Source organism: Kitasatospora sp. NPDC051984, from assembly GCF_044593455.1.
Classification (GTDB): Bacteria; Actinomycetota; Actinomycetes; order Streptomycetales; family Streptomycetaceae; genus Kitasatospora.
Map to the genome: position 1 here is coordinate 74190 of NZ_JBIUCB010000022.1, position 24386 is coordinate 98575.

Annotated in this window: 19 protein-coding genes; 6 read left to right on the forward strand and 13 right to left on the reverse strand. The window is 71.8% G+C overall.

Annotated features, from left to right (window positions below; genetic code table 11):
* Positions 1 to 40: 40 nt before the first annotated feature.
* Positions 41 to 568, reverse strand: a complete 528-nt coding sequence (locus ACIHEI_RS30400; protein ID WP_387635220.1) for a SigE family RNA polymerase sigma factor — start codon at positions 566 to 568, stop codon at positions 41 to 43.
* 133 nt (positions 569 to 701) lie between these two features.
* Between ACIHEI_RS30400 and ACIHEI_RS30405 the strand changes: the two genes are divergently transcribed.
* The 3 genes from ACIHEI_RS30405 (at position 702) to ACIHEI_RS30415 (ending at position 4857) form a co-directional block, all read left to right on the forward strand.
* Entirely contained in the window at positions 702 to 2768 is a 2067-nt protein-coding gene (locus ACIHEI_RS30405; protein WP_396608962.1) for an MDR family MFS transporter, read from the forward strand.
* Positions 2769 to 2867: 99 nt separating this feature from the next.
* Positions 2868 to 3860: a YdcF family protein gene (locus ACIHEI_RS30410; protein WP_396608963.1), complete on the forward strand. Its 993-nt coding sequence runs from the start codon at positions 2868 to 2870 to the stop codon at positions 3858 to 3860.
* A gap of 79 nt (positions 3861 to 3939) precedes the next feature.
* Entirely contained in the window at positions 3940 to 4857 is a 918-nt protein-coding gene (locus tag ACIHEI_RS30415; protein WP_396608964.1) for an endonuclease/exonuclease/phosphatase family protein, read from the forward strand.
* Between the two features lie 7 nt (positions 4858 to 4864).
* On the opposite strand, the gene ACIHEI_RS30420 is transcribed toward ACIHEI_RS30415, so the two are convergent.
* From ACIHEI_RS30420 to ACIHEI_RS30455, 8 genes are all read right to left on the reverse strand, one after another.
* The gene (locus tag ACIHEI_RS30420) at positions 4865 to 6346 is read right to left on the reverse strand and encodes a hypothetical protein (RefSeq protein ID WP_396608965.1); all 1482 of its coding nucleotides are present in this window, start codon (positions 6344 to 6346) and stop codon (positions 4865 to 4867) included.
* A complete protein-coding gene (locus ACIHEI_RS30425; RefSeq protein WP_396608966.1) occupies positions 6339 to 10130 on the reverse strand; it encodes a CDP-glycerol glycerophosphotransferase family protein in 3792 nt (1263 codons plus the stop codon). Before ACIHEI_RS30425 ends, ACIHEI_RS30420 begins: the two co-directional genes overlap by 8 nt.
* Before the next feature lie 15 nt (positions 10131 to 10145).
* Entirely contained in the window at positions 10146 to 11222 is a 1077-nt protein-coding gene (locus tag ACIHEI_RS30430; RefSeq protein ID WP_392944813.1) for an LCP family protein, read from the reverse strand.
* Between the two features lie 232 nt (positions 11223 to 11454).
* Positions 11455 to 12465, reverse strand: a complete 1011-nt coding sequence (locus ACIHEI_RS30435) for a hypothetical protein (protein WP_396608967.1) — start codon at positions 12463 to 12465, stop codon at positions 11455 to 11457.
* Between the two features lie 192 nt (positions 12466 to 12657).
* Positions 12658 to 13377 carry a TSUP family transporter gene (locus tag ACIHEI_RS30440; protein WP_396608968.1) on the reverse strand — a complete coding sequence of 240 codons (720 nt, stop codon included), beginning with the start codon at positions 13375 to 13377 and terminating at the stop codon, positions 12658 to 12660.
* A gap of 2 nt (positions 13378 to 13379) precedes the next feature.
* Positions 13380 to 13718, reverse strand: coding sequence for a deoxyxylulose-5-phosphate synthase (locus ACIHEI_RS30445; RefSeq protein ID WP_396608969.1), 339 nt, complete (start codon positions 13716 to 13718; stop codon positions 13380 to 13382).
* A 62-nt stretch (positions 13719 to 13780) separates the two neighbouring features.
* Positions 13781 to 14716, reverse strand: coding sequence for a 1-phosphofructokinase family hexose kinase (locus tag ACIHEI_RS30450; RefSeq protein WP_396608970.1), 936 nt, complete (start codon positions 14714 to 14716; stop codon positions 13781 to 13783).
* Between the two features lie 97 nt (positions 14717 to 14813).
* The gene (locus tag ACIHEI_RS30455; protein ID WP_396608971.1) at positions 14814 to 15668 is read right to left on the reverse strand and encodes a DNA-formamidopyrimidine glycosylase family protein; all 855 of its coding nucleotides are present in this window, start codon (positions 15666 to 15668) and stop codon (positions 14814 to 14816) included.
* A gap of 120 nt (positions 15669 to 15788) precedes the next feature.
* Here ACIHEI_RS30455 and ACIHEI_RS30460 point away from each other — a divergent pair, with 120 nt between their 5' ends.
* Entirely contained in the window at positions 15789 to 16637 is an 849-nt protein-coding gene (locus tag ACIHEI_RS30460) for an EamA family transporter (protein ID WP_396608972.1), read from the forward strand.
* A 75-nt stretch (positions 16638 to 16712) separates the two neighbouring features.
* Here ACIHEI_RS30460 and ACIHEI_RS30465 read toward each other — a convergent pair whose 3' ends face one another.
* The 4 genes from ACIHEI_RS30465 to ACIHEI_RS30480 all read right to left on the reverse strand — a co-directional run bounded on the left by ACIHEI_RS30465 (position 16713) and on the right by ACIHEI_RS30480 (position 20182).
* Entirely contained in the window at positions 16713 to 17201 is a 489-nt protein-coding gene (locus ACIHEI_RS30465; protein WP_396608973.1) for a hypothetical protein, read from the reverse strand.
* A 4-nt stretch (positions 17202 to 17205) separates the two neighbouring features.
* Positions 17206 to 17715, reverse strand: coding sequence for a hypothetical protein (locus tag ACIHEI_RS30470; RefSeq protein WP_392944795.1), 510 nt, complete (start codon positions 17713 to 17715; stop codon positions 17206 to 17208).
* A gap of 187 nt (positions 17716 to 17902) precedes the next feature.
* Positions 17903 to 18988, reverse strand: coding sequence for a sugar ABC transporter substrate-binding protein (locus tag ACIHEI_RS30475; RefSeq protein ID WP_392944793.1), 1086 nt, complete (start codon positions 18986 to 18988; stop codon positions 17903 to 17905).
* A 162-nt stretch (positions 18989 to 19150) separates the two neighbouring features.
* The gene (locus tag ACIHEI_RS30480; RefSeq protein ID WP_396608974.1) at positions 19151 to 20182 is read right to left on the reverse strand and encodes an EamA family transporter; all 1032 of its coding nucleotides are present in this window, start codon (positions 20180 to 20182) and stop codon (positions 19151 to 19153) included.
* Positions 20183 to 20415: 233 nt separating this feature from the next.
* On the opposite strand from ACIHEI_RS30480, the gene ACIHEI_RS30485 reads away from it, so the two are divergent.
* The gene (locus ACIHEI_RS30485; protein WP_396608975.1) at positions 20416 to 21867 is read left to right on the forward strand and encodes a lipase maturation factor family protein; all 1452 of its coding nucleotides are present in this window, start codon (positions 20416 to 20418) and stop codon (positions 21865 to 21867) included.
* Between the two features lie 241 nt (positions 21868 to 22108).
* Positions 22109 to 24386: hypothetical protein (locus tag ACIHEI_RS30490; RefSeq protein WP_396608976.1), on the forward strand; the 2278-nt coding region annotated here is incomplete at its 3' end.

Below are 24386 nucleotides of genomic sequence, written 5' to 3' on the forward strand. Positions count from 1 at the left end.
GAAGGAGCGCGTAGATGCGGCTCCGGACAAGAAAGGAGCGTCAGGGCCGGACGAGCTCGTCGAACTGCCCGCCGAGCCGGGTGCGCAGGCGGCTGAGCGCGCGGGAGGCGCGGGAGCGGACGGCGCTCGGGGTGAGGCGCAGCGCGGTGGCGGCCTCCTCGACTCCGAGGTCCTCCCAGTAGCGCAGGACGAGCACGGCCCGGTCCTGCTGCGGGAGTTCGGCGAGTGCCTGGAGCAGGGTGACGCGCAGTGCGGGGTCGGCGGTGGGTGCGGCGGATTCGGCGAAGGTGTCGGTGACGTGTTCGCGGCTGCTGCGCCGGCGCCGGTGGCTGAGGAAGGTGTTGACCAGGACGGTCCGGGCGTATCCGGCGGGGTTCGCCATCCGGGAGACCCGCCGCCAGCTGCCGTAGAGCTTGCCGAGCGCCTCCTGCGCGAGGTCCTCGGCGAGGTGGGCGTCGCCACCGGTCAGCAGGTAGGCGGTGCGTACCAGGTCGCGGCCGCGGGCGGCGGCGAAGTCCCGGAACTCGAGGGGTCCGCCGTCGGCCCCGATCGTCGTGGTGCTGTCCATGCCCCTCTAACGCGGTGGGCCGGTGTTCTTGTCGCACCGTCGAATAATCGGCAGCCGATTGGCAGTTGAGCACGACAGGGCCGCGCGGGGTGTCGAAAACGGACACTGGTGGGCAAAGTGTGACGATGTCGCGGTGACCACCACCAGCGAGCCCAGTCAGGCGGCGGCCCCGCCCGTTCTCGACCGGCGGCAGCGGAACGTCGTGTTCGGCACCATCGTGCTCGGCATGCTGCTGGCCGCCCTCGACCAGACCATCGTCGGCACCGCGCTGCCCACCATCGTCGCGGACCTCGGCGGCGCCGCGCACATGTCCTGGGTGGTGACGTCCTATCTGCTCGCGGAGACCGTCACCACCGCGCTGGTCGGCAAGTTCGGCGACCTGTTCGGCCGCAAGGTGGTCTTCCAGGTCTCCGCGATCGTGTTCATCACCGGCTCGTTCCTGTGCGGCCTGGCCACCAACATGACGCTGCTGATCGCCTGGCGGGCTGTCCAGGGCGTCGGCGCGGGCGGCCTGATGGTCACCTCGATGGCGCTGATCGCGGACGTCATCCCGCTGCGCGAACGCGGCAAGTACCAGGGCGCGATCGGCGCGGTGTTCGGCGTCGCCACCGTGATCGGACCGCTCCTGGGCGGGCTGTTCACCGACCACCTGTCCTGGCGCTGGGCGTTCTACGTCAACGTGCCGATCGCCGTCCTGGTGGTGATCGCGGCGGCCCGGAACATCCCGGTGGTCCGCTCCGCAGCCCGCCCCGTCATCGACTACGCGGGCATCGCGCTGGTCGCGGTCGGCGCCAGCTCCCTGATCCTGGCGACCAGTTGGGGCGGCAACGAGTACGCGTGGAGCTCGCCCGTCATCATCGGCCTGTTCGTCGGCGGCGTGGTCGCGCTCGGCCTGTTCTGCTGGGTGGAGACCCGCGCCGCCGAACCCACCCTGCCGATGCGGCTGTTCCGCAACCCGGTGTTCACGGTCTGCTCGGTGCTCAGCTTCATCGTCGGCTTCGCCATGCTCGGCGCGATGACCTTCCTGCCGACCTTCCTGCAGTACGTGGACGGCGACTCGGCGACCGTCTCCGGCGTGCGGACCCTGCCGCTGGTGCTCGGCCTGCTGATCGCGTCGATCTTCAGCGGCAACACGGTGTCCAAGACCGGCCAGTACCGGATCTTCCCGATCGTCGGATCGCTGGTGATGGCGCTCGGCCTGTACCTGCTCTCGCTGCTCAACGCAGGCACCAGCGCCTGGCTGGCCAGCCTCTACATGTTCGTGCTCGGCACCGGCATCGGCCTGTGCATGCAGGTGCTCACCATCGCCGTGCAGAACACCGTCGACTACGCCGACCTCGGCACCTCCACCTCCGGCGTCACCTTCTTCCGCACCCTCGGCTCCTCGTTCGGCACCGCCGTGTTCGGCACCATCTACACCAACGCGCTGCGGACCAACCTGGCCGACGGCGTCGCCGCGGCCGCCCGGGCCACCGGCGAGAGCCCCGAACAGCTCGCCGTCCGCGCACAGAGCCCGCACGGCGTCCAGGGGCTGCCGCCCGGCGCGGTCGAACCGGTCATCCGGGCCTACGCCGACTCGCTGCACACCGTGTTCCTGTGGACGGTGCCGGTCGCGCTGCTCGGCTTCGTGGTCGCGCTCTTCCTCAAGCAGGTCGAACTGCGCGACTCGGCCCGCGCCACCTGCACCGACATGGGCGAGGGCTTCGCGCAGCCGTCCTCCGGCGACTCCGCCAAGCTGCTCGAACTCTCCGTCGCCAAACTCCTCGCCGGCGTCGGACTGGACACCGCCCGGCAGGTCGTCGGCTCCTCCGGCACCCGGCTCGACATGGCCGGCGCCTGGGCCGTCATGCAGGTCGACCTGTTCACCCGCAGCGTCGGCCACGCCACCCTCAACCTGATCGCCGGGCGCCGCCGGATCCCCCCGGAGGTCCTCCGGCCGGTGTTCGACCGGATGGTCGCCGAAGGCTTCCTGGACGTCCACGGCGGCTTCTACGCGCACACCGAGGCCGGCGAGCGGGAGGCCCAGACCATCGGCCACGCCTGGTCCCAGTGGCTCTGCCAACGCCTGGAGCAGGACCGCGGCCGCCCCCGCAGCGCCGAACTGCGGGCCGCCGCCGACGCGATCGCCAAGCGCATGATCGCCGAGGACCTCGCCGAAGGGTTCCCGCAGAGCGGCGTGCCGACCGGCTCGCGCGCCTGAACCGCCGTCACGGTCACCTCGGTGTCTGTCGGATCGGCCGGCCTCGACCTCACAGGGCGTCAGGCCGACCCGGCCGCGCCGGTCCCTAGGCTTACCCCCATGCTCCTGTACGCTCCCGCGATCTTCTTCCTGCTGCTGACCGCCCTCGGCGTACGGCGCGACCGCCGCCGCTTCAGCAATGCCGTGTACCTCGGACTCGCCCTCACCTTCCTGGCCTTCGCGCTGCTCGCCACCCTCGGCCGGACCGACTCCGTGCTCGCGGAAACGGTCGTGATCGCGGTCGTCCTCGCCCCCGCCCTCGGCGTCCTGGTGCTCTCCGGGCTGCTGATCGCCAACGGCTTCAAGATGCTCCGCAAGGAAGGCCGCCGCCTCGGCAACCTGCTCTCGCTGCTCTGCGGCCTCGGCATCCTGGTGGTCGTCGCCCTGCTGATCGCCGCCACCCAGGCCGACTCGCCCGTGCTGGTGGTGATCGCCCGCACCACCTTCCTGCTCGCCAGCTACTTCTCCTTCCTCTTCCTGTGCTTCATCGGCTACGCCTACCTGTACGGCCGGCTGATCCCGCGCCAGGACGTTGACTACGTCGTGGTCCTCGGCTCCGGACTGATCGGCGGCACCCGCGTCCCGCCGCTGCTCGCCAGCCGCCTCGAACGCGGGCGCGCCCTGTACGAGCGCCAGGCCGCGAACGGCCGCCCGCCGCTGCTGATCACCTCCGGCGGCCAGGGCCCCGACGAGAAGCTGCCCGAGTCCCACGCGATGGCCGCCTACCTCACCGAACGCGGCTTCCCCGCCGACCGGATCGTCCTGGAGGACCGCTCCCGCACCACCGAGGAGAACCTCCGCTTCTCCCGCGAGCTGATGACCGCCGCGAACCCCGACTACCGCTGCATCGTGGTCACCAACAACTTCCACGCCTTCCGTGCCGCCATCCTGGCCCGCCAGGAATCGGTCAACGGCCAGGTCGCCGGCTCCCCGACCGCCGCCTACTTCTGGCCGAGCGCCACCATCCGCGAGTTCGTCGCCGTGACCGTCACCCACAAGTGGATCAACCTGACGGTCTGCGGGCTGCTCACCCTGGTCTCCGTCACCGGGTAGCGCAGGTCCGGGCGGCGGAGTGGTTCGGGGGCAAAGTTATGCTGGTCGCCTGCACCGTTCAACGCCCGGGGGATCTGTCGTGCCGCCCACCTGCGCAACCCTCCCGGGGCCGCCCCCGCGGCGCCGCCTGCGGACGCTGCTGGGTGCGGCGGCGGGGGTGCTGCTGCTCGGGCTGATACCCGCCGTGCGGCACAAGGCCGAGGCGATGGTCGGCGAAGGCGGGCCGGACGGGCCCCGGCTGACGGTGGCGACCTGGAACATGTGCGGGGAGACCGTCTGGGGCTGCGGCAAGTACGGCGGCGGCGACCAGAAGATCAAGGTGATGCGCTCGATGGCGCAGGACCACGGGGCCCGGGCGATTCTGGTGCAGGAGGCCTGCCGGGGCGACCTGGACCGGGCCCGGGCCGGGCTCGGAGCCGCCTGGCAGCTCGCCTTCCAGCCGTACGAACAGGCGGACGAGGCGGGCACGACCACGCCCGTGGACTGCGGCGGCGGGCGAGGCGACGCCGGCATCGGCATCCTGGCGGCCGCCCCGCTGACGGACATCGCCCCGGTCTCCGCCCCCCAGCCCGGAAAAGGCCTGCGCCGCGGCATCCTGTGCGCGACGGCCGGCAGCGGCCCGAGGCTCTGCGTCGCTCACCTCTCGCTGCCCCCCGCCGACCGGTCCGACCGCGCCGCCGAACTCCGCGACGACCAGCTGTCGGCACTGCTCAAGGCGGCCGGGACGGGCGGTTCGGTGTTCGGCGGCGACTTCAACTCCTCGCCGCCCGGCCCGAACAACAAGGACGCCTGGATCTGGCCGGCCGGCTACTTCGACACCGTCCAGGAGTGCGCCCAGCAGTCGCCGGACCAGCGCACGGGCTTCGCGCCCACCCACGAGAACGGGTTCAAGCTGGACTACCTGTTCACCGCGCTGCCCCGGCACGGCTGCTCCCGGCTGGACACCGGCTTCTCCGACCACCAGGCGGAGCTGATCACCGTCGCCGCCGCCCTCTGACGGGACATCAGCCGCCGTAGCGCTGCAGGAGCGTGGGGTTGCGGGCCAGCGCGCCGGCCACCACGAAGCCGACCTGCCCGGGGCCCGACACCCGGCCGTCGGCGTAGGCCGCCCGGACCTCGACGGTGTGCCCGCCGCCGCGCCACTCCCACTCGGGCTGCCAGGTCCACAAGCCGTCCTCGACCGGGGCGCTGCCCAGCGCGTGCTCCCCGATGGCGAGGTCGACCCGGACCGCGCCGGGCGCGTGGCCGCTCAGCCGGACGACAGGGCCGGGGACGTAGCTGTTGTCCACCGGTTCGGTGACCACCGGCGCGGGCAGCAGTGGCGCCGCCTCGGTGATGGTGTGCTGGGTGCGGGGGGCCTGCCCGTCGATGGTGAACACCACGTCGGAGCGTTCGCTCTGGATGTTGCTGGCGTCGGCGGCGAACACGCGGAGCAGGTGCCGGCCCGCGGTGAAGGCCCGGTCGGCCTGCCAGGACCAGCTGCCGTCGGCGGCGACCGGGGCCGAGGCGACGTACTTGCCGTTCTCCCAGATGCTGACCCGCACGCCGCCCGGCGCGAAGCCGGTGATGGCCACGCCGTTCGGCGGGAGCACCGCCTCCGCCGGAGGAGAGGTGATCACCGGGCGGGGGAAGGAATCGCCCCTGACCTGCGAGGTGTCCTTGAGGAACTGCTCGATCGCGGCGAGGTCGGGCTCCGGAACCTCGCCGCCGTTGGTGATCAGGCCGATCCGCGGGACCACGCCGTCCACCAGCAGGTTGAGGATGCCCATGAGGGTGGGCAGGTTCCGCAGCGTCACCTTGCCGTGGCCGGTGATCAGCACCGAGTCGTTGTAGATGAAGTTGAAGTTCGAGTAGCCCTGGAAGAGCTGGACGAACGGCTGCACCTGCCGCAGGTACTGCTCGTCCTGCGGGGAGGTGATCAGGTAGATGTTGGCGTTCCGGTGGGGGCTGGCCATCACCAGGTCCGGCAGGACGGCGTCGAGGACGGCGACGTTCCGCTCGGTCACCTCACCCATCATCAGCCGGGCCGCGCTGGGGATGCCGTCCAGCACGTAGGAGCCGATGTTGAACTGGGGCACGCTGGCGACGATGTTGCCGAAGCCGTACTTGAGGCCGTAGAACAGCGCCGCGCTGCCCCCCTTGGAGCTGCCGAAGACGGTGACGTCCTGCGGCGTCAGGTGCAGCGAATGCATCACCCGGGTGATCACCCCGGCGACGGACTGCTCCAGCGAGAAGTCCATCCGCTTGCACAGGTAGTAGCTGTTGGCGCCCTCGAAGGAGTCGCGGATCCACAGGATGTTGCCGCGCACCTTGTCCAGGACGCCGTTGCCCCAGCCGTACTCGTCCGGTGCGGTGAAGTTGGCGAACACCACGACCAGGTGCCGGTTGCCGTTGCGGGCGTGCGAGAAGCGGTACTCGATCGGGACGGCGCCCGTGGTGTCCACACCGGTGAAGATGCGGCGGGTGTGCTTGGCCTGATCAGCCATTTGCCGGGTCCAATCGTCTGCGCAGTTCTGCCTGGAGGTCGCGTGGCGGCTCCACCGCCGCCGCCGTGACCTCGTCGAGGTCACGGAAGGAACGGGAACCCGGCCGGGTGCTGCCGAGCGAGCGGAACGAGGGTGCCGACACGTTCTGCGGCGGCTCCGCCAGGTCGCCGCCCGCGACCAGGATCCGGTCCGCCAGGCGGACCGAGGCGTACCCGTCGTCCAGGTCGCAGAAGGCCTGCTGGAAGCGCCGGTAGCGCTCGGCGTAGCGGGCGTGCACCCCGTCGGCGTAGCGGATCGCGGTGATCAGCTGGGCGGACTCGGCGAGCAGCGGCCCGGGGGCGCTGGTCTCGAAGTCGAAGTAGAAGCCGCGCAGGGTGTCGCGGTAGTGCTCCAGGTCGTAGGTGAAGAACAGGATGGGCCGGCCGGTGTTGACGAAGTCGAACATCAGCGAGGAGTAGTCGGTGATCATCACATCGGTGATCAGCGACAGGTCGGCCATGTCGGGGTAGTCGGAGACGTCGTGGACGAACCCGTCGCCGGCGCCGGGGACCGGGTCGACCACGTTGGGGTGGCGGCGGACCAGCAGCACGTGGTCCGCGCCGAGCCGGGCGCGGGCGTCGTCGAGGTCGATCCGGAAGTCGAGCTTGTACCGGCCGGGCGCGTAGTACTGGTCGTCGCGCCAGGTCGGGGCGTACAGCACGACCCGCTTGCCGTCGGGGATGCCGATCCGCCGGCGGATCTCGGCGGCGCGCCGCTCGGTGCCCGGGCGGCGCAGCACGTCGTTGCGGGGGTAGCCGCATTCGACGATCTCGCCGGGGAAACCGAAGGCGCGGCGCAGGATCGGGGTGGAGAAGGTGTTCGGCGAGACCAGCAGGTCCCAGTTCTCCACCTCGGTGGCGAGGCGTTCCAGGTAGCGCTTGTCGGCGAAGTGGACGGCCTCGATGTCGTGGCCGATCTTCTTCAGCGGGGTGCCGTGCCAGGTCTGCACGACGACCTGGCCGGGGCGCTTGCGGAACCAGTCGGGCAGGTGGTTGTTGGCGACGATGTACCGGCTGGTGGCGAGCGCCTCGTACCACTCGGGCGACCACATGCGGACGGCGCGGGCGGTGGCGGGGACGTCCACCTGGTCGTCCTTGACCACCCACAGGTGCTCCAACGGGACCTGGCGGCGCACCAGTTCCTCGTGGACGGCGCGCGGGCTGTCGGAGTACTGGGTGCCCTTGAACGCGTCGAACAGCACGGCGGGCCGGACGGGCTGCTGGCGGGCGGCGGGGTACGCCTTGGTGCGCAGCAGCTTCTGCCGGTAGGGGCCGCGGGCGTGGTCGGGCATCGCGGAGTGCACCTGGAGCGAGAGCCGGTCGTAGCTCTCGGCCTGGAGTTCGTAGCCGCGCCCGTCGCTCTCGACGGCCTGCGGGAGGCCGGGGATGGCGTCCTGCTCCAGCTTGAGCATCAGGTCGGGCAGGCGGTCGGCGGGTGCGGTGCGGGCGGGGTCCTGGCGGCGCAGGTAGAGGTCCCAGCGGCCGGCGGAGAGCGGGACGGTGCCGGCCAGGGTGCGGATCCGGGCGGGGGCGAAGCGGGCCCGGAAATAGTCGTCGATCAGGTCGAGCGGGACGACGCGTTCGGTGCCCTGGGCGCGGGAGCGCAGCACCAGGTGGACCTGGTGGCGCAGTTCGGCGGGGACCAGGTGCAGGGCCGGGTAGCGGCCGACGATCTCCAGGGTGCCGTCGTCCTCCCAGGCGTACCGGGTGACCAGCGGGAGGGTGGCGCGTTCGAACAGCACCAGGTAGCCGGAGCCGTTGCGGTGGACGACGAGTTCGCGGTCGCCGTCCGCGGTCTGCAAAGTGTCGGGGAGGCGGTGATGGCCGTCGGGGGTGCCCTCGGCCATCACCGGATACATCGTCATCTTGCGCCCGGCGACGTGGAAGGTGGTCTTCCAGCCGTTGGCGCCGAGGTCCCAGGACTGCGGAACGGCCTCGTCGGCGCCGTTCGCGCGGTGCGCGGGCACCAGGGAGCGCAGCGGGACGCGGACGGTGAAGGTGCACCAGCCCTCACCGCCGGGGGTGAAGCGGACCGGAGCCTGGGCGCGGCCGGCGCCGCCGAGGCTGACCAGCCGCAGCTGGCCGCTCTCGGGGACGGTCGGGCCGAGGTGGACACCGCGCAGTTCGAGGTGCTCGCCGGTGATGCGGTGCCCGGTGATCCGGCAACGGACCACCTCCACCCGGAGCTTGAGCCGGTTCTGCACGAACAGCGGCAGCACCCGGGTGTTCTTGTCGACATACCGGTAGGGCGGGTTGGCGGCGCTGCCGACGCTGCCGCGGTCCAGGCCGCGGTAGCGGAACAGGCCGCGGCTGAGCACACCGGCCGCGACGTCCCAGGTGCCCTCGGCCCACCGGCCCTTCTGCTTGAGCCGGTTGGTGTCGAAGGCGGCGCTGAAGCCCGACCAGTCGTAGCAGTAACGGTTCTGGTTGGAGTGCTCGGTGGCCTGCGGGGCGTAGACGGTGCGGGTGGGGACCAGCAGCATCCGGTCCTGCTTGGTGTTGCGCAGGGCCAGCGCCTTGACCGACATGTGCCGCTTGTGGACGTTCACGAAGCGGATGTACGCGCTGCCGGAGAGCTCCAACCGGTCGCCGTTCCAGCGGACTTCACCGATCGAGCCGTGCAGCGAGAGCTCCTTGCCGAGCCGGTACGCCTTGCGGCCGATGCCGACCCGCCGGTCGCCCAGGTGCGGGTACTTGAGGTAGCGGCGGAAGCGGCGCTGGACCGGCATCGGGCCGCCGCGCCGCTCGAACTCGACCACGTCGAGCAGTTCCTGGAGCAGCCGGCGGCGCACCAGCAGCCACTTCACCCGGGCCTCGGCGGGCAGTTCCTCGATCAGGTCCTCGCCGGCCTCGTCCAGGAACTCGTTGGTCCACTGGATGAAGGAGAGCTGGTACTCCTCGTCGCCGTCGGGCAGCGCCTTCAGATGGAGCATCAGGTCGGAGGTGAGGCAGGCCAGGTCGTACTTGCGCTTGGACTCGGCGAAGCTCTTGGAGCGGTGCCCGCCCAGGAAGCGGCTGACGGACAGCACGGCGGAGACCCGGTCGCGCAGGTTGTCGATCTCGTGGTGGCGCTGGGTGATGGAGGGCGCGGCGTTGCCCTCGCGGCGGCGCCAGTAGTAGACGACGTCCGTGATGGTGTCGACCTTGGCCGCCCGGAAGTGGGCGAACATGTTGACCCAGGAGTCCTCGTACAGGACCCCCTCGGGGAACTCGATGTAGTAGTAGTCCCAGAAGCTGCGCCGGAACAGCTTGTTCCACACCGTGCGGTCGTAGATCAGCTTCTCGAACCTGGTGATGTGGGTGCCGCGCCGGTTGGCCTCCATCGGGCCCTTGTGCAGCGGCGACTGCCACTTCTTGGTGGAGTTCATCATCTGCACGTTGCCGGAGACGAAGTCCGAGCCGGACTCCTCCAGGGTGCGCAGCAGCGTCTCGTAGGCGTGCTCGGGCACCACGTCGTCGCCGTCGGCGAACACCAGGAACTCGGCGTCGGGGTGGAGCGCGCGCAGACCGGTGTTGCGGGCGTGGCCCGGGCCGTTCGCGTCCTGCCGGATCAGCCGGAAACGCGCGTCCCGGGCGCACATGTTCTGCGCGATCGCGGTGGAGGCGTCGGTCGAGCCGTCGTCCACCAGGATCACCTCGAAGTCGCGGAACGACTGGCGGGCGATGGACTCCAGGCATTCGGCGAGGTACATCTCGACGTCCTGGAACGGGACGACGACGCTCAGCCTCGGCGGGTGGGCAAGCACGGATCCGCTCCTCCGTCAGCCGGTGGCGGCCGGGACGGGCTTGTCCTCGCGCAGCGCCTGCCAGAGCTTCTGCGCGCGGGGCTCGTCGGCGATCACCCGGTTGTGGTCGATCCGGTCGGTGACGACCGGGAGCATCACGGTCTTCATCCGCTCGGGCTGCAGGCCCTTCATGCTCTGCGCGAAGTCGAGCAGGCCGTTCACCGAACCGAGGTCGGTGTCGGTGGTCAGCGCCTTGGTGGCCGCGTTCGCCACGCCGTACGCCTTGGTCGGGCTGGAGAGGGTGCCCTTGCGCTGGAGCTGGGAGAGGACGGAGAGCAGGAACTTCTGCTGGAGGCCGATCCGGCCGAGGTCGCTGCCGTCGCCTATGCCGTGCCGGGTACGGACGAAGGCCAGTGCCTGGGTGCCGTCCAGGGTGTGGGTGCCGGCCGGCAGGTGCAGGCCGCTGTACTTGTCGTCGATCGCGACGTCGGTGGTGATCTCCACGCCGCCCATCGCGTCCACGAGTTCCTTGAACCCGGCGAAGTCGATCTCGACGTAGTGGCTCATCCGCAGGCCGGTGATGGTCTCGACGGTCTTCACCACGCAGGCCGGACCGGCCGTGGTGTACACCGAGTTGAACATCACCCGGGGCGCGGCGGGCACCTGCTTGCCGTCGGCGGTGGTGCAGGCCGGCCGGGCCACCATGGTGTCGCGGGGGATGCTGACCACGGTGGCGTTGGCGCGGCCCTGCGGTATGTGCACCAGCATCGCCGTGTCCGAACGGGCGGTGCCGCCGGTGTCGCCGCCCGCCAGTTCGGCGTTGTCGCCGCCACGGGAGTCCGAGCCGAGCACCAGGATGTCCTGCGCGCCGGTGGGCAGGGCGGCCGGGCGGTCCTCGCCGAGCGCCTTGTCGATGTCGACGGTGTCGAGGTTGCCCTCCAGGTGGTGGTACATCCACAGCCCCGTCCCGCCGACGGCCAGGCCGAGCGCGAGCACCACGCCGCCGCCGATCAGCAGGACCCGCCGGCCTCGGCGACGCGGCTTCGGCCGCCGGCCCGGTGCGGCGGCAGCGTCGGTCTTCGGTCCGGCCGACACGCCGTCAGTCTGCGCCATGGATCGACCATCCTCCCAGTTCACGGGCTGCGGTGCGTACCCGGAGGGGTCATGCTCTCACGCGTTGTTCATGTCCTGTCGGTTTTTTGATCACAGACCTATACCGACTCTTTGCGTTTCCCTCACATCACCCTCCGTGACCATGCGCCTTTTCGTTGCACGGAGGGTGACATTTGATGATGCCGCGTCAGGTGGTCGGGAGCTGCCCGGTTCTGACTGGGAGTCGGCTGCGTCAGGGGCCGGTGTCCGCGGCGACGAAGGTGTACGCGCCGAGTTCGAGGAACAGGGCGTCCTCGAGCTCGGGCACGCCGGTGAGCGGGACGGCGAGCCGTCGTTCCAGCACCCCCGGGTTGTTGGTCACCGGGTTGTAGGCCCGCAGCACGATCCGGGCGTCGCACGGCAGGGGCTGGTCGAGCTGGATCACCACCGTGACGGTGCCGGAGTAGTTGGCGGGCAGCAGGATCGAGCGGGTGTACCCCTCGTCGGTGCCGGGCGAGTAGATCTGCGCCGTCAGGCTGAACGGGGCCTGCTGGTCGGTGTTGGAGAAGGTCGCGGTGCCGTTCGGCAGGTCGGTGCCGGAGACCCCGAAGACGAACCGCGTCGGATAGTTGTTGAGGTTGCAGATCGCCAGGTTGGCGAGCACGTAGTTGGTCTGCCGGCACGGGATCACGTCGATGTTGCGCCAGCCGACGTTGGGGTTGTACCTGACCCAGTTCAGGTAGTCGACGAGCGAGCTGAACGTGGGCAGGGTCGCGGACATCGGGTGGGCGGGGGTGTCCACGGTGGTGATCGTGCAGTAGTGGCCCGGCGGCGTGTCGCTCGGGAAGAGGAAGGCGGACCTGCTGACGCAGATCCGCCCGGGTGGGATCTCCCGCGAGCCGCCGCGGACGGTGAACGGCACGCTGGTGCCGCCGCCCTCCGCGTTGATCGGCGTCCAGGCCCGCGGGTCCAGGAGCAGTCCGCCGGGGGCGAAGTAGAGCCTGACGTTGCCGGAGCTGGGGCAGTTGGCCCGCAGGTTCTTTCCGCGGACGTAGATGCGGTTGAGCCTGCCCTGCGCGATCGGATGGCGAATCCCGAGGTCGGGGCCGGGGTAGCTGGACTCCAGCAGGTCGAAGTCGAGGATGTCGCTCCCGAAGGGGATGATGTCCGGCGACTCCCAGACCGGGTCGGCGGTGGGCGTCTGTCCCATGTCCTGGAAGTTGTCCCGGACCAGGATGTCGTCCCAGTTGGCGGCTGCGTTCATGGTTCCTCCCGAGAATCTCTTCGCGCCGACGGGCATGCGTCGGTTCCGCGTGGGCGGGCAGGTGGATGGCCGTGGCCGTCGGGACGGTGAATGCACCCGTTCGGGGGAACGTCCCGGTGCAGCCAATGTACGTGCCCGAACCATTCGGCCCAATCCATCGGAAGGGTGAACGTGCGTCACGCCGTGTTGCCGTCAGAGGCCCGCGGCCAGGCCCTTGGCCAGCGTGAGCAGGCCGCCGGCCAGGGCCAGACCGAGGACCAGACGCCGGAGGGGGCGGTCCGGGACGCGGCCGGACAGCAGGTGGCCGACGGCACTGCCGGCGGCGACGGCGCCCGCGGCGACCGTCCACTGCGCGCCCGACAGCGTGGGCACGCCCTTCGTGGTGAGGGACATCGCGTTCACGGCGAGGCCGAAGAACTGGGCGTTGGGGAGGAACTCGCGGGCCGACCAGCCGCAGTTCGCCGCGTACAGCGACACCGCCGGCCCGCCGACACCCGCCGCCGCGTTCAGCAGCCCGCCGGCGGCGCCCGCCGCGACCGCGCCCGGCACCCCGCGCAGCGCCGCCGCCCGCACGCCGAGCATCACCACCACCGACGCCGCGCTCACCACCAGACCGATCGCCACCAGCAGCACCGCCTCGGGCGCGGCCGCCGCCAGCCGGGCCCCGAGCGGCACGGTGAGCGCGGCCGCCAGGACCAGCGGCACCATCCGTCCGGGTCGCACCCCGCGCCACCCGGCGGCCAGCCCGAGCACGCTGATCGCCCCTGACGCGCAGTTCGACAGCCCCACCCCGCCCGCCGGCCCGAGGATCAGCACCAGCACCGGCGCGGCGATCAGCGCGAACCCCACCCCGGACAGCCGCTGCACCGCCGCCGCGGCCAGCACCACGACCCCCATCGCCGCGGTGCCCATGCCTACGGAAGTTCGGGACGCACCAGAGCCTTCGCGAAGGGCTCGCCCGTGCGTCGGGCGTGGGTCATCCGCTCGCGCACCTCGACGAGGGTGCGCGGGCGGTAGCCGGGGCCGCCGCAGCAGCTCTTGTTGAAGCGGATGCCGGCGTGCAGCAGGACCGACAGGGTCCGCCAGGCGGCGGTGTCGCGCCGTCGGGGTGCGGCGAAGGCGGAGCCCACGTGGATCAGCGGCTCGGCGCAGCGCGGGCAGCGGCGGTCGTGCCGCTCGTGCATGTCCCGGTAGGGCTGCTTGTAGGAGGCGCGGCAGGGCAGGCAGACGTAGGAGGTATTTCCGGCGGGCATGGTGGTCAGGGTAGGGCCTGCCGCGCCGGATTTCCCGTCAATATTCGGGCGGGAGACGGCTGTTACCAGGTGAAGGGGGAGACCCCCGCGCCGAGGCGGGTGGCGGTCAGCGAGTGGCGCAGGCGGCGGTAGGCGGCGTCGTCGAAGCGGCCGGCCCGGGGGTGCAGGACGGTGGCGGCGGACAGTGCCACCGCGTCGGGGAGGATCGCGGACCAGCCGGTGTGGCCGGACAGTCCGGCGGCGAGGGCGGCGACGGCGGAGTCCCCGGCGCCGGTGGGGTTGCCGGTGACGGGGGCGGACGGGGCGCAGCGCCACGCGCCGTGGGCGTCGACGGCGAGCAGGCCGTCGGGGCCGAGCGAGGCGAGGACGGACTCGGCGCCGCGGCGGAGCAGGGTGCGGGCGGCGTCGTGCGGGTCGGGCAGGCCGGTGGCGGCGGTGAGTTCGGCGGCGTTCGGCTTGATCGCGGTGGGCCGGGCGGGCAGTGCGGCGAGCAGCGCGGGGCCGTCCGCGTCGAGCACCACGGGGATGCCGAACCCGCGGCCCAGCGTGACGAGTTGGGCGTAGCCGTCGGCGGGGGCGCCGGGCGGGAGGCTGCCGGAGAGGACCAGGACGGCGGCCTGCGGGAGGTGCCGTTCGGTCTCGGCGAGCAGGGCGTCCCACTCGGCGCCGGCGAGCTCCGGGCCGGGCTCGTTGAACATGGTGGCGTCGGTGGTGTCGACCACGGCGACGGTGCGGCGGGTGTCGCCGGCCACCGGGACGGCGGCGTGCTCGAGGCCGGCGGCGGCGAGTTCGGCGCGCACGGCCTCGCCGGTGGGGCCGCCGAGCGGCAGCACGCAGCGGGCCGGGTGGCCGAGCGCGGTGAGCACCCGGGCCACGTTGACGCCCTTGCCGCCCGCCTGGGTGGCCATGCCGGTGACCCGGTGGCTGGTGTACGGGCGGACGTGGGGGACGGAGTAGGTGACGTCCAACGCCGGGTTCGGTGTGACGGTGAGGATCATGAGGGACGCCCCGTGAAGTCTCGGCTGACTGAAAGTGCTTGATCATAGCCATGTTCGAGCAGCTTCGATCATCCCGGTCCATGAATGCGGGGTCTTCTCACTTGAGCAACCGGGACAGTCGCCGGTCGGCCAGCACCCGGCCGCCGGTCTGACAGGTCGGGCAGTACTGGAGCGAGGAGTCGGCGAAGTTCACCGAGCGCACCGTGTCCCCGCACACCGGGCAGCTCTCGCCCGCCCGGCCGTGCACCGCCAGGTGGGCCTTCTTCTCGGATTTCAGCCCGCCGGCCGGCGCCGCCCGCAACTGCTCCAGCGCGCCGCCCAGTTCGCGTCCGACGGCGGCGTGCAGCCGGGCCAGTTGCCCGGCGTCGAGCGAGGACGCCAGCGCGTACGGGGAGAGCTTGGCGGTGTGCAGGATCTCGTCGGAGTAGGCGTTGCCGATCCCGGCCAGCATGCTCTGGTCGGTGAGGAAGGTCTTCAGCCGGTGCCGGGCCCCGGCGGCGAGGGCGGTGAGCTGCTCGGGGGTGACGGCGAGCGCGTCGGTACCGAGCCGGGCGATGCCGGGGACCTCGCGAGGGTCCGTCACCACGTAGGCGGCGAGGCGCTTGGTGGTGCCCTGCTCGGTGAGGTCGAAGCCGCTGCCGTCGTTCAGCACCAGCCGCAGCGCGAGCGGGCCGCGCCGGCTCGGCGGCCGGGCCGGGAAGGACTCCCGCCGGTGCACCCAGCCGGCCCGGGCCAGGTGCACCACCAGGTGCGGGCCGCCGTCGGTGGCCAGGTCGAGGAACTTGCCGTGCCGGGAGACCCCGCTGACGGCCCGTCCGGCGAGCGCCCGCACCGGCGGGTCGAAGGTCTTCAGGGCGGTGATCGACAGCACGTCCACGCGCTCCAGCACGCGGCCCGCGCAGACGGTGGTCATCCACTCGGCGAGCGCCTGCACTTCGGGGAGTTCGGGCATCCGTCCAGTCTGGCCCGGTCCCGGCCGGGCGGGCCACCGGGGCGGTTGACGGGTGGCCGCCATCGCGCGCTAAGTTGTCTGTACAAGTTGGCGGTGGGGAGCTGTGGGAGGGGGACGCCGGTGAGCCGGGAAGCCGTGCCGTTCGTGGTGTTGGCGGCCGCGCTGCTGCACGCGGTGTGGAACGCGCTGGTGCACGGAGTGCGCGACCGGCTGGCCGGCGTCGCGCTGATGAACGTGGTCTTCGTCGCGTTCGGCGCGCTCTTCGCGCTGTTCGTGCCACTGCCGGGGGTCCGCGCCGTGCCGTACCTGCTGGCTTCGACAGCGCTTCAGGTGGGCTACCAGCTGCTGCTGGCCCGGGCCTACCGGCTCGGCGACTTCGGCCAGATGTACCCGATCGCCCGCGGCACCTCCCCGGCGGTGGTCGCGCTGCTCGCCGCCACCGTGCTGCACCACCCGATGCCGGCCGGGCAGGTGGTCGCCGTCGCGGTGATCTCGCTCGGCCTGGCCGGGCTCGCGCTGGTCGGCGGGTGGCCGCGCCGCGAACAGCTGCCGGCGCTGGCCGCCGCGCTCGGCACCGGCGTCCTGATCGCCGGCTACACCGTGGTGGACGGGAGCGGGGTGCGGGCCGCGGCCTCCACCGGCGGCTACATCGCCTGGATGTTCCTCCTCCAGGGCCTGGCCGTCCTCGCCGCCGTCCTCGCCGTCCGCGGCCGCACCCTGCTGCCCGCGCTGCGCGAGGGCCGCACCGCCGCGCTGGCCGGCGGCCTGATGTCGCTCACCGCGTACGGCCTGGTGGTGTGGGCGCAGACCGTCGGCGACCTGCCCACCATCGCCGCCCTGCGGGAGACCTCGATCGTGATCGCCGCCCTGATCGGCACCCTCGTCCTGCGTGAACGCCTCGGCCCCCTCCGGCTGGCCGCCAGCGCGACCGTCCTGACCGGGATCGCCCTGCTGGAGTTCGCGCACTGAGGTCTCGGGACAGGGTGAACGGCGGGGCCGGGTGCGGCCCCGCCGTCGGACGGTGTCAGGCGGTGTCAGGCGGTGTCAGGCGGTTTCGGTGGGGAGGCCGGCCTGAGGGCAGGTCAGGTGGCCCGCCGTGCGGTAGTACAGCGAATCGCCGGCGGCCACCGCGCGGCGGGCCAACTCGGCCAGCGCGTCCAATTGTTCGAGTGCGGCGGCGGTCGGCTCGACGTCCTCGTACGGGCGCAACGCGGCGAGCTCGGCCGGGCTTGCGGCGGCCAGTGCGTCGCGGACGGTGGGGGTGATCCCGTACGTCCACGGCTCCCCGAAGTGGGGCGCGTTGGACAGGAAGCACCCGTACGCGGCCATGTCGATCTCCGGCCACACCAGGCCTGTGATCAGCGAGGAGTCCGGTTCGGCGGCGACCAGCTCCTCCATCAGCAGCAGGACGTCGACAGGTTCGGTGAGATCGGCGCGCAGGCCGTCGAACGTGGGCAGCGCGGTGCCGCCGCCGAGGGTGGTGAGGACGGCGGCGGCACTCGGGGCGCGGAAGAATTCGAGGTCGTCGGACACGCGGTCAGCCGGAGAGGCAGCAGTACAGGTGCTGCTCGGCCTTCTTGGCCCGGCGGGCGAGGACGCCCAGACGGTGGATCAGCTGGACGAGTTCGGCGGCCGGGACGGGCCGGAGCTCCTCGGCGCGGGCCCAGCGGGCGGCGAGTTCGGGCAGCCGCTTGCGTTCGATGGTGGCGAGGGCGTCGCGGGTCTCGTCGGAGAGTTCCACCACCCAGGGCCCGGTCATCCAGGGGTCCTCCTGGTCGACCTCGGTGACCGCCTCGTCGTCCCCCGTCGTCCAGGGCTGCGGCCCGGTCGGCCAGATCGAGCGGTCGGGGGCGCCGCCGGGCTCGAACTCCTTGGCGTCGATGGCGGCCACCAGCCGGCGCAGCACCGTGGTCGGGTCGACCCGCTTGGCCCGTACGGATTCGAACGACTCGGCGGGCTTGGCCGTCTTGTCGGCCATCACCGTCCGCACCGCCGTGTCGTCGGCGGCCCGGAAGTAGTCGGTCTGGAAATCAAGGTCCAGGTTCATGTCGCTCGCTCCCCTCGCTCGGCAAGATGCCCAGTGGACCACGGCGAACGGACGCTTGGGTACCGGGCCCCCGGTTCGCCACCGTCCTGTGATCTGCCCGCCACCGCGGGGGCGCCTCCCCGACGGCCGACGGGGGGAGCGGGCCGCGCGACGCCACCGCACTGGACGTATGCGCGGCCCGTCCCGGTCAGTAGTTGCCGGGGATGTTCGCGGACCGGCAGGCCTGCGCGAACTGCGGGGTGCAGATCTCCTCGGCCTTGTACAGTCCGGCCGCGACGATGGTCTCGGCGACCCGCGCCTTGGTGACGACCACCGGGCTGAGCAGCCTGGACGGGATCTGGGCGCCGCCCGATTCGGTGATCGTGGAGGCCACCGAGGTGACGTCGATGCCCTTGACCAGGTAGACCGCCATGTTGGCGGCGGCCTCGGCCTCCGGCAGGTACGGCTTGTAGATGGTGTAGGCCTGCTCGCCGGTGAGGACCCGTCGCACGGCGTCCAGCGAGGCGTCCTGACCGCCGACCGGGACGTCGCCCCGCCCGGCCTTGTGCAGCTCGTCGATGATCGCGCCGGCCATGCCGTCGTTGGCGGAGTAGACGGCCTGGAAGCCGTTCTTGCCGAGCCTGTTGATCGCCTCGTTGACCTTGGCGGCGGCCACCTCGGGCTTCCACTCGCCGGACTGCTCGTAGGCGATCCGCTTGACCTTGCCGTCCAGCGCGTGGTGCGCGCCGGCCTTGAAGTCGGCGGCGTTCGGGTCGGTCTCCGCGCCGTTGATCATCACGATCTCGGCGCCGGCCGCCTTGTTGCCGAGCGCTTCCAGCAGGGCCTGGCCCTGGAGTTCGCCGGTGCGCTTGTTGTCGAAGGAGATGTACGCGGCGACGTTGCCGGCGGCCAGCCGGTCGTACGCGATGACCTTGGTGCCCTTCCGGGTGGCCTCGTCCACCCACGGGGCGGTGACGGCGGCGTTCACCGGGTCGAGCAGGATCACCTTGACGCCGCGGGCGAGCAGCGCGTCGAACTGCTGCTTCTGCGCCTTCTCGTCGCCGTCGGCGTTGGCGTAGTCGATGGTGCACTTGGTGCACAGGCCGCTGACCTGGGCCTCGATCAGTGGCTTGTCGAACGCCTCGTACCGGGTGGAGGAAGCGCGCTCGGGCAGCAGCAGGCCGATCGCCTGGTTGCCCGACGACGAGGGTTTGTCGCTTCCGCAGGCGGCGAGCGACAGCGTCATCGACACGGCGGCCGTGCCGATGACGAGTCGACGCGTCATCGAATTCATGGTGGGTGGTGCCTCCCTGACAGCGCCGCGTCCTTGCGGCGAGAGTGAAGGGGAGTCAAGCCCACCCGTCATTTGTCGTCAAGAAGTAAACCACTGGTCAGGGCGGTAGGGCCAAGTCGTTACCTTCTTGAAGGCTGACCGGAAGGTTGGTCTGCGGAGCGTTCAGCGCTCGTTGCGGGCCACCAGGAACACCCCGCCGACGACTACCGCGCCGCCGAGCAGGATCGGCCAGGTCAGGGCCTCGGAGAGGAACAGCCACCCGAGGAACACCGCCACCACCGGGTTGACGTACGCGTAGGTGGCGACCAACGGCAGCGGTGCGCGCTGAAGCAGCCAGGCATAAGACGTGAACGCGACGATCGAGCCGAACAGCACCAGGTACCCCAGCCCCACCCAGGACGCGGTGGACACCGCCGCCGGGTCGAACTCGCCCGGCTCGCCCCGCAGGAACGCCAGCGCGAGCGCGCCCACCGCGCCCGCCGCCATCTCGTACACGCTCGCCACGAACGGGTCGGCCGGCATCGGCAGCCGGCCCGCCAGCACCGAGCCCAGCGCCCACACCAGTGCGGCGGCCACCACCAGCAGCAGCCCCGACAGTCCCACCTCGCCGGTCAGGCCCGGCGCGGTCAGCACCGCCAGGCCCACCAGGCCGAGCAGCACGCCCGCCAGCGTGGCCGGGCCGGTCCTGGTGCCGAACGCCCGGCGCAGCAGCACCACCCACAGCGGCACGCTCGCCACCATCAGCGCCGCCAGCCCCGACGGGACGGTCCGCTCCGCCAGCACCACCATGCCGTTACCGCCGCACAGCAGCAGCACGCCCACCAGTGCGGCGGAAGCGAATTGACGCCACGTCACGCGCAGCACGCCGATCCCCCGGCGGGCCGCCAGACCCGCCGCCAGCAGCACCGCGGCCGCCGCGAACCGCAGCGCGCCCGACAGCAGCGGCGGCATGGTCTCCACCACCACCCGGATCGCCAGATAGGTCGATCCCCACACCACGTACACGATGCCGAGCGCCGCCCAGACCGCCGCCCCCAGCCCCGCCGGGCCGGCGGCCGAACGGGGTGAACCGGCAGCGGGCGAGCCGTTGGCGGGCGAGCCGGGGGCGGGCGAGCCGTTGGCGGGCGAGCCGGGGGAGGAGCCCGGGGATGGGCAGTCGGGGTCGGCGGCGGGCTGCGGAGAGGGCGCGGACATGGGCGTCTCCTTCTGATACTCCTGACAGGGGTCCGGCGGAATGACACCACACTCCGCCCGCGCCCCGACAGAGGGTTTCAGCAGCCGATACGGGCAGAACCCCGAACCCGCACGCCGGGCAGGGCCGACCGGATGAACCGGCGCACCACCGCACCCCCAACCGGCCCCACCCCGGCCGCCACACCTGGTAGGCATGGGGACGGCCGAGCGCAGCCGACCCGAGGAGCGGCCGCATGGCATGGTTCGCCGCACCCGAGTACCGGCTCGCCCGCGAGCTGTTCCTGCGCCTGCTCGCCCTCGTCTACCTGTGCGGATTCCTCGCCGCCGCACGCCAGTTCCGCCCCCTGCTCGGCAGCCGCGGCCTGCTCCCGATCCCGCGCTTCGTCGCCCGCGTCCCGCTGCGCCACGCCCCCAGCCTGTTCCACTGGCACTACAGCGACCGCCTCTACGCCACCGTCGCCTGGACCGGCACCGCCCTCGCCGCCGCACTGCTCGCCGGAGCCGCGAACGCGGTGCCGCTCGGCTTCGCGATGGCTCTGTGGGTGATCGTCTGGGCGCTCTACCTGTCGATCGTCAACGTCGGGCAGACCTGGTACGCCTTCGGGTGGGAATCCCTGCTGCTCGAAGCCGGCGCACTCGCCGTGTTCCTCGGCAACGCCTCCACCGCGCCACCCCTGCTCGGCATGTGGCTGCTGCGCTGGCTGCTGTTCCGCGTCGAATTCGGCGCCGGACTGATCAAATGGCGCGGCGACGAATGCTGGCGCAAGCTCACCTGCCTCTACCACCACCACGAGACCCAGCCCATGCCCGGCCCGCTCAGCTGGTTCTTCCACCACCTGCCCCGACCCCTGCACAAGGCCGAGGCCGCAGCCAACCACTTCGTCCAACTCGTCGTCCCCTTCGGCCTGTTCCTCCCGCAGCCGATCGCCTCCGACGCCGCCCTGCTGATGATCGCCACCCAGCTCTGGCTGATCGCCTCCGGCAACTTCGCCTGGCTGAACTGGCTCACCGTCGCCCCCGCCCTCGGCACCCTCGACACCGGCACCCTGCGCCGCGTCCTGCCGATCGCCCCCGACCCGCACTACCCCGCCCAACCCGCCTGGTACCAGGGCCTGGTGGCCGCCTACACGCTGCTGGTGGCGGCCCGCTCCTGGCAACCCGCGCGCAACCTGCTCTCCCCCCGGCAGCAGATGAACCGCTCCTTCGACCCACTGCACCTCGTCAACACCTACGGCGCGTTCGGATCCGTCAACCGGGTGCGGTACGAAATCGTCCTCGAAGGCACCCGGGACGCAGAAGGCGCGCACGGCTGGTGCGAGTACGAGTTCCACGGAAAACCCGGCGAACTCCGGCGACTGCCACGGCAGTTCGCGCCCTACCACCTCCGCCTGGACTGGCTGATGTGGTTCGCCGCGATCTCCCCGGCCTACGCCCGCACCTGGTTCCTGCCGCTGCTCGCCCGCCTCCTCGTCAACGACCGGGACACCCTGCGCCTGCTGCGCCACAACCCGTTCCCCGGCACCCCACCCGCCCTGGTCCGGGCCCGCCTCTACCGCTACCGCTTCACCACCGGCCCCGAACTCCGCGACACCGGCGCCTGGTGGCACCGCAGCCCCCTGCGCGACTACCAGCGGCCCGTCGGCCTCGCCGAACTGCACCGACTCGTCCCAGGAGCCCACCGGTGACCCGCCCCGGCCCCCGCCCACCGACCGGGAAAGGCGTACTGTCGGTGGCGCTCCCTACCGTACGGACCACGCGACCGGGCCCCGGCCCGACGCCACCGGACCGGCGCGGCCCGGCAATTCACGGGGTCAGGTGCTGCAAGCGTCGAACGCGCACCCGTATTCTGGCCTACCGCGACGCCACCGCCGCCGCAACCACCCCACCCGCACCCCTGCCCGCCACACGCCACGAACCGGACTTCACATGACTGTGCGCACCCTGAACGACGCCGACGACGCCGCGTCCGAGACCGCGTCCGCGACGGACGGCGAGACCCGCCAGAGCACCCGTGAGGAGCTCGGCCGGTTCGCCGACCAGGGCGGCTTCGCGCTCAACCACGAGACCAACCCCTGGCTGGAAGCCGCCGAAACCCTCACCGGCCCCGAGGACGCCCGCGCCGCGTCCACCGTCCTTGCCGAACTCCGCAGCCGCGACACCCGCGCCGTCGGCAAGGCAGCCAACGCCATCGCCGACAAGGCCGGCCTGCGCATCCCCGACACCCTCGGCGGCCTCACCACCCTGCTCAACCTGCTCCAGCGCGTCCACGCCACCTCCGCGACCCTGCGCACCGAGGTCTACGAGCACGACCTGGACCAGCTCGCCGCCGCCACCGGCACCAGCGGCTACCGCAAGTACGAGGACATCAAGCTCGGCTGGAACCGCCGCCGCCAGCTGCGCGCCCAGGCCCGCGCCCTCACCCCCGCCGGCACCCGCGCCCCCGGCCGCGCCGAGCTGCACAGCGCGCTCGTCGCCGCCGCGGCCGCCCACCGCGACTGGAAGGCGCTCGCGGCGGACGTCGCCGGTTCCTCCCGGCCGTCCGTGCCCGTGGACGGCGCGCTGCTGACCGAGACCGCGAACGTCGTCGACTCCCTTGCCGACGCCGTCCGTTCCCTCGCCCGCCTCCTCCCCGAGCGCGCCCTCGACTCCCTCCCGCTCGGCGAACTCGCCGACCTCGTCGACCGCCTCGCCGCCGACGAAGGCACCCTCTACCGCCTCTCCACCCTCCGCCAGCTCCGCCTCGAACTCGCCGAGCAGGGGCTGACGGAGCTGCTGGAGGAGCTGACGGAGCGTCAAGCCGACAAGGACGCTGCGCTCGCCGCCTACGACCGTCACCAGTCCGCCCGCGCGGCCCTGGCGGCCGGGCCGCGGCAGGCTGCGGACGGGGCTGTTGTTGAGGACTCGGCTGTTGAGGCCGACGTTGAGGCCGACGTTGAGGCCGAGGCCGACGCGGAGGTTGCTGTCGAGGAGCCGGCTGTTGAGGTGGAGGCGGTCGTGGAGACCGTTGCCGAGACGGAGGTTGAGGCCGAGGCTGAGGCTGCGCCCGAGGTTGCGGCTGAGGAGCCGGTTGCCGAGGTGACGGTCGAGGTCGAGGCTGAGGCGGCTGCTGAGGTTGAGTCGGAGACCGAGGCTGTGGCTGAGGTTGAGGTCGAGGCGGCGGTGGAGCCGGTCGCCGAGGCGGAGGTTGAGCCTGCGGCTGCCGTTGAGGAGCCCGCTGCCGAGGCTGAGGTCGCGGTTGTCGCGGAGCCTGAGGCCGAACCGGTCGCGGAGGTTGAGCCGGAGACCGAGGCTGAGCCGGTTGCCGAGGCTGCGGCCGAGGTTGAGGCCGAGCCCGTTGTGGAGCCCGTCGCCGAGGCGGAGGTCGAGCCCGAGGCTGAGGCTGCGCCTGAGCTTGCTTTTGAGGAGCCGGCTGCCGAGGTTGAGGTCGAGGCCGAGGTTGCTGATGAGCCGGTTGCCGAGGTGGCGGCTGACGTGGTTGCGGAGGAGCCCGCTGCTGAGGTGACGGCCGAGGCTGTGGCCGAGCCGGTTGCGGAGGTTGAGTCGGAGATCGAGGCTGCGGCCGAGGTTGAGGTCGAGGCCGAGGTTGCTGACGAGCCGGTTGCCGAGGTGGCGGCTGACGTGGTTGCGGAGGAGCCCGCTGCTGAGGTGACGGCCGAGGTTGAGGCCGAGCCGGTTGCGGAGTCCGTCGCTGACGCGGAGGTTGAGGCTGCGCCTGAGGTCGCTATCGAGGAGCCGGTCGCGGTTGTCGCGGAGCCTGAGGCTGAGCCGGTGGTCGAGGTGGTTGCCGAGGCGGTTGCGGAGGTTGAGGCGGAGCCGGTCGTCGAGCAGCCTGTCGTTGAGGCTGAGCCCGTCGTTGAGCCGGTGGCCGAGGTTGAGGTCGAGCCGGTTGCGGAGGTTGAGCCGGAGATCGAGGCTGCGGCCGAGGTTGAGGTTGAGGCCGTCGTGGAGCCCGTTGCTGAGGTGACGGCCGAGGTTGAGGCCGAGCCGGTTGCGGAGTCCGTCGCTGAGGCGGAGGTTGAGCCCGAGGTTGAGGCTGCGCCTGAGGTCGCTGTCGAGGAGCCGGTCGCCGAGGTCGCGGTTGTCGCGGAGCCTGAGGCTGAGCCGGTTGTCGAGGTGGTTGCCGAGGCGGTTGCGGAGGTTGAGGCGGAGCCGGTCGTCGAGCAGCCTGTCGTTGAGGCTGAGCCCGTCGTTGAGCCGGTGGCCG

Bases quoted from the DNA above. Each gene is read 5' to 3' on its own strand.
- ACIHEI_RS30400 (WP_387635220.1), bottom strand. From the start codon at position 568: ATGGACAGCACCACGACGATCGGGGCCGACGGCGGACCCCTCGAGTTC.
- ACIHEI_RS30410 (WP_396608963.1), top strand. From the start codon at position 2,868: ATGCTCCTGTACGCTCCCGCGATCTTCTTCCTGCTGCTGACCGCCCTC.
- ACIHEI_RS30420 (WP_396608965.1), bottom strand. From the start codon at position 6,346: ATGGCTGATCAGGCCAAGCACACCCGCCGCATCTTCACCGGTGTGGAC.
- ACIHEI_RS30430 (WP_392944813.1), bottom strand. From the start codon at position 11,222: ATGGCGCAGACTGACGGCGTGTCGGCCGGACCGAAGACCGACGCTGCC.
- ACIHEI_RS30435 (WP_396608967.1), bottom strand. From the start codon at position 12,465: ATGAACGCAGCCGCCAACTGGGACGACATCCTGGTCCGGGACAACTTC.
- ACIHEI_RS30440 (WP_396608968.1), bottom strand. From the start codon at position 13,377: ATGGGCACCGCGGCGATGGGGGTCGTGGTGCTGGCCGCGGCGGCGGTG.
- ACIHEI_RS30445 (WP_396608969.1), bottom strand. From the start codon at position 13,718: ATGCCCGCCGGAAATACCTCCTACGTCTGCCTGCCCTGCCGCGCCTCC.
- ACIHEI_RS30450 (WP_396608970.1), bottom strand. From the start codon at position 14,716: ATGATCCTCACCGTCACACCGAACCCGGCGTTGGACGTCACCTACTCC.
- ACIHEI_RS30455 (WP_396608971.1), bottom strand. From the start codon at position 15,668: ATGCCCGAACTCCCCGAAGTGCAGGCGCTCGCCGAGTGGATGACCACC.
- ACIHEI_RS30470 (WP_392944795.1), bottom strand. From the start codon at position 17,715: ATGAACCTGGACCTTGATTTCCAGACCGACTACTTCCGGGCCGCCGAC.
- ACIHEI_RS30475 (WP_392944793.1), bottom strand. From the start codon at position 18,988: ATGAATTCGATGACGCGTCGACTCGTCATCGGCACGGCCGCCGTGTCG.
- ACIHEI_RS30480 (WP_396608974.1), bottom strand. From the start codon at position 20,182: ATGTCCGCGCCCTCTCCGCAGCCCGCCGCCGACCCCGACTGCCCATCC.
- ACIHEI_RS30485 (WP_396608975.1), top strand. From the start codon at position 20,416: ATGGCATGGTTCGCCGCACCCGAGTACCGGCTCGCCCGCGAGCTGTTC.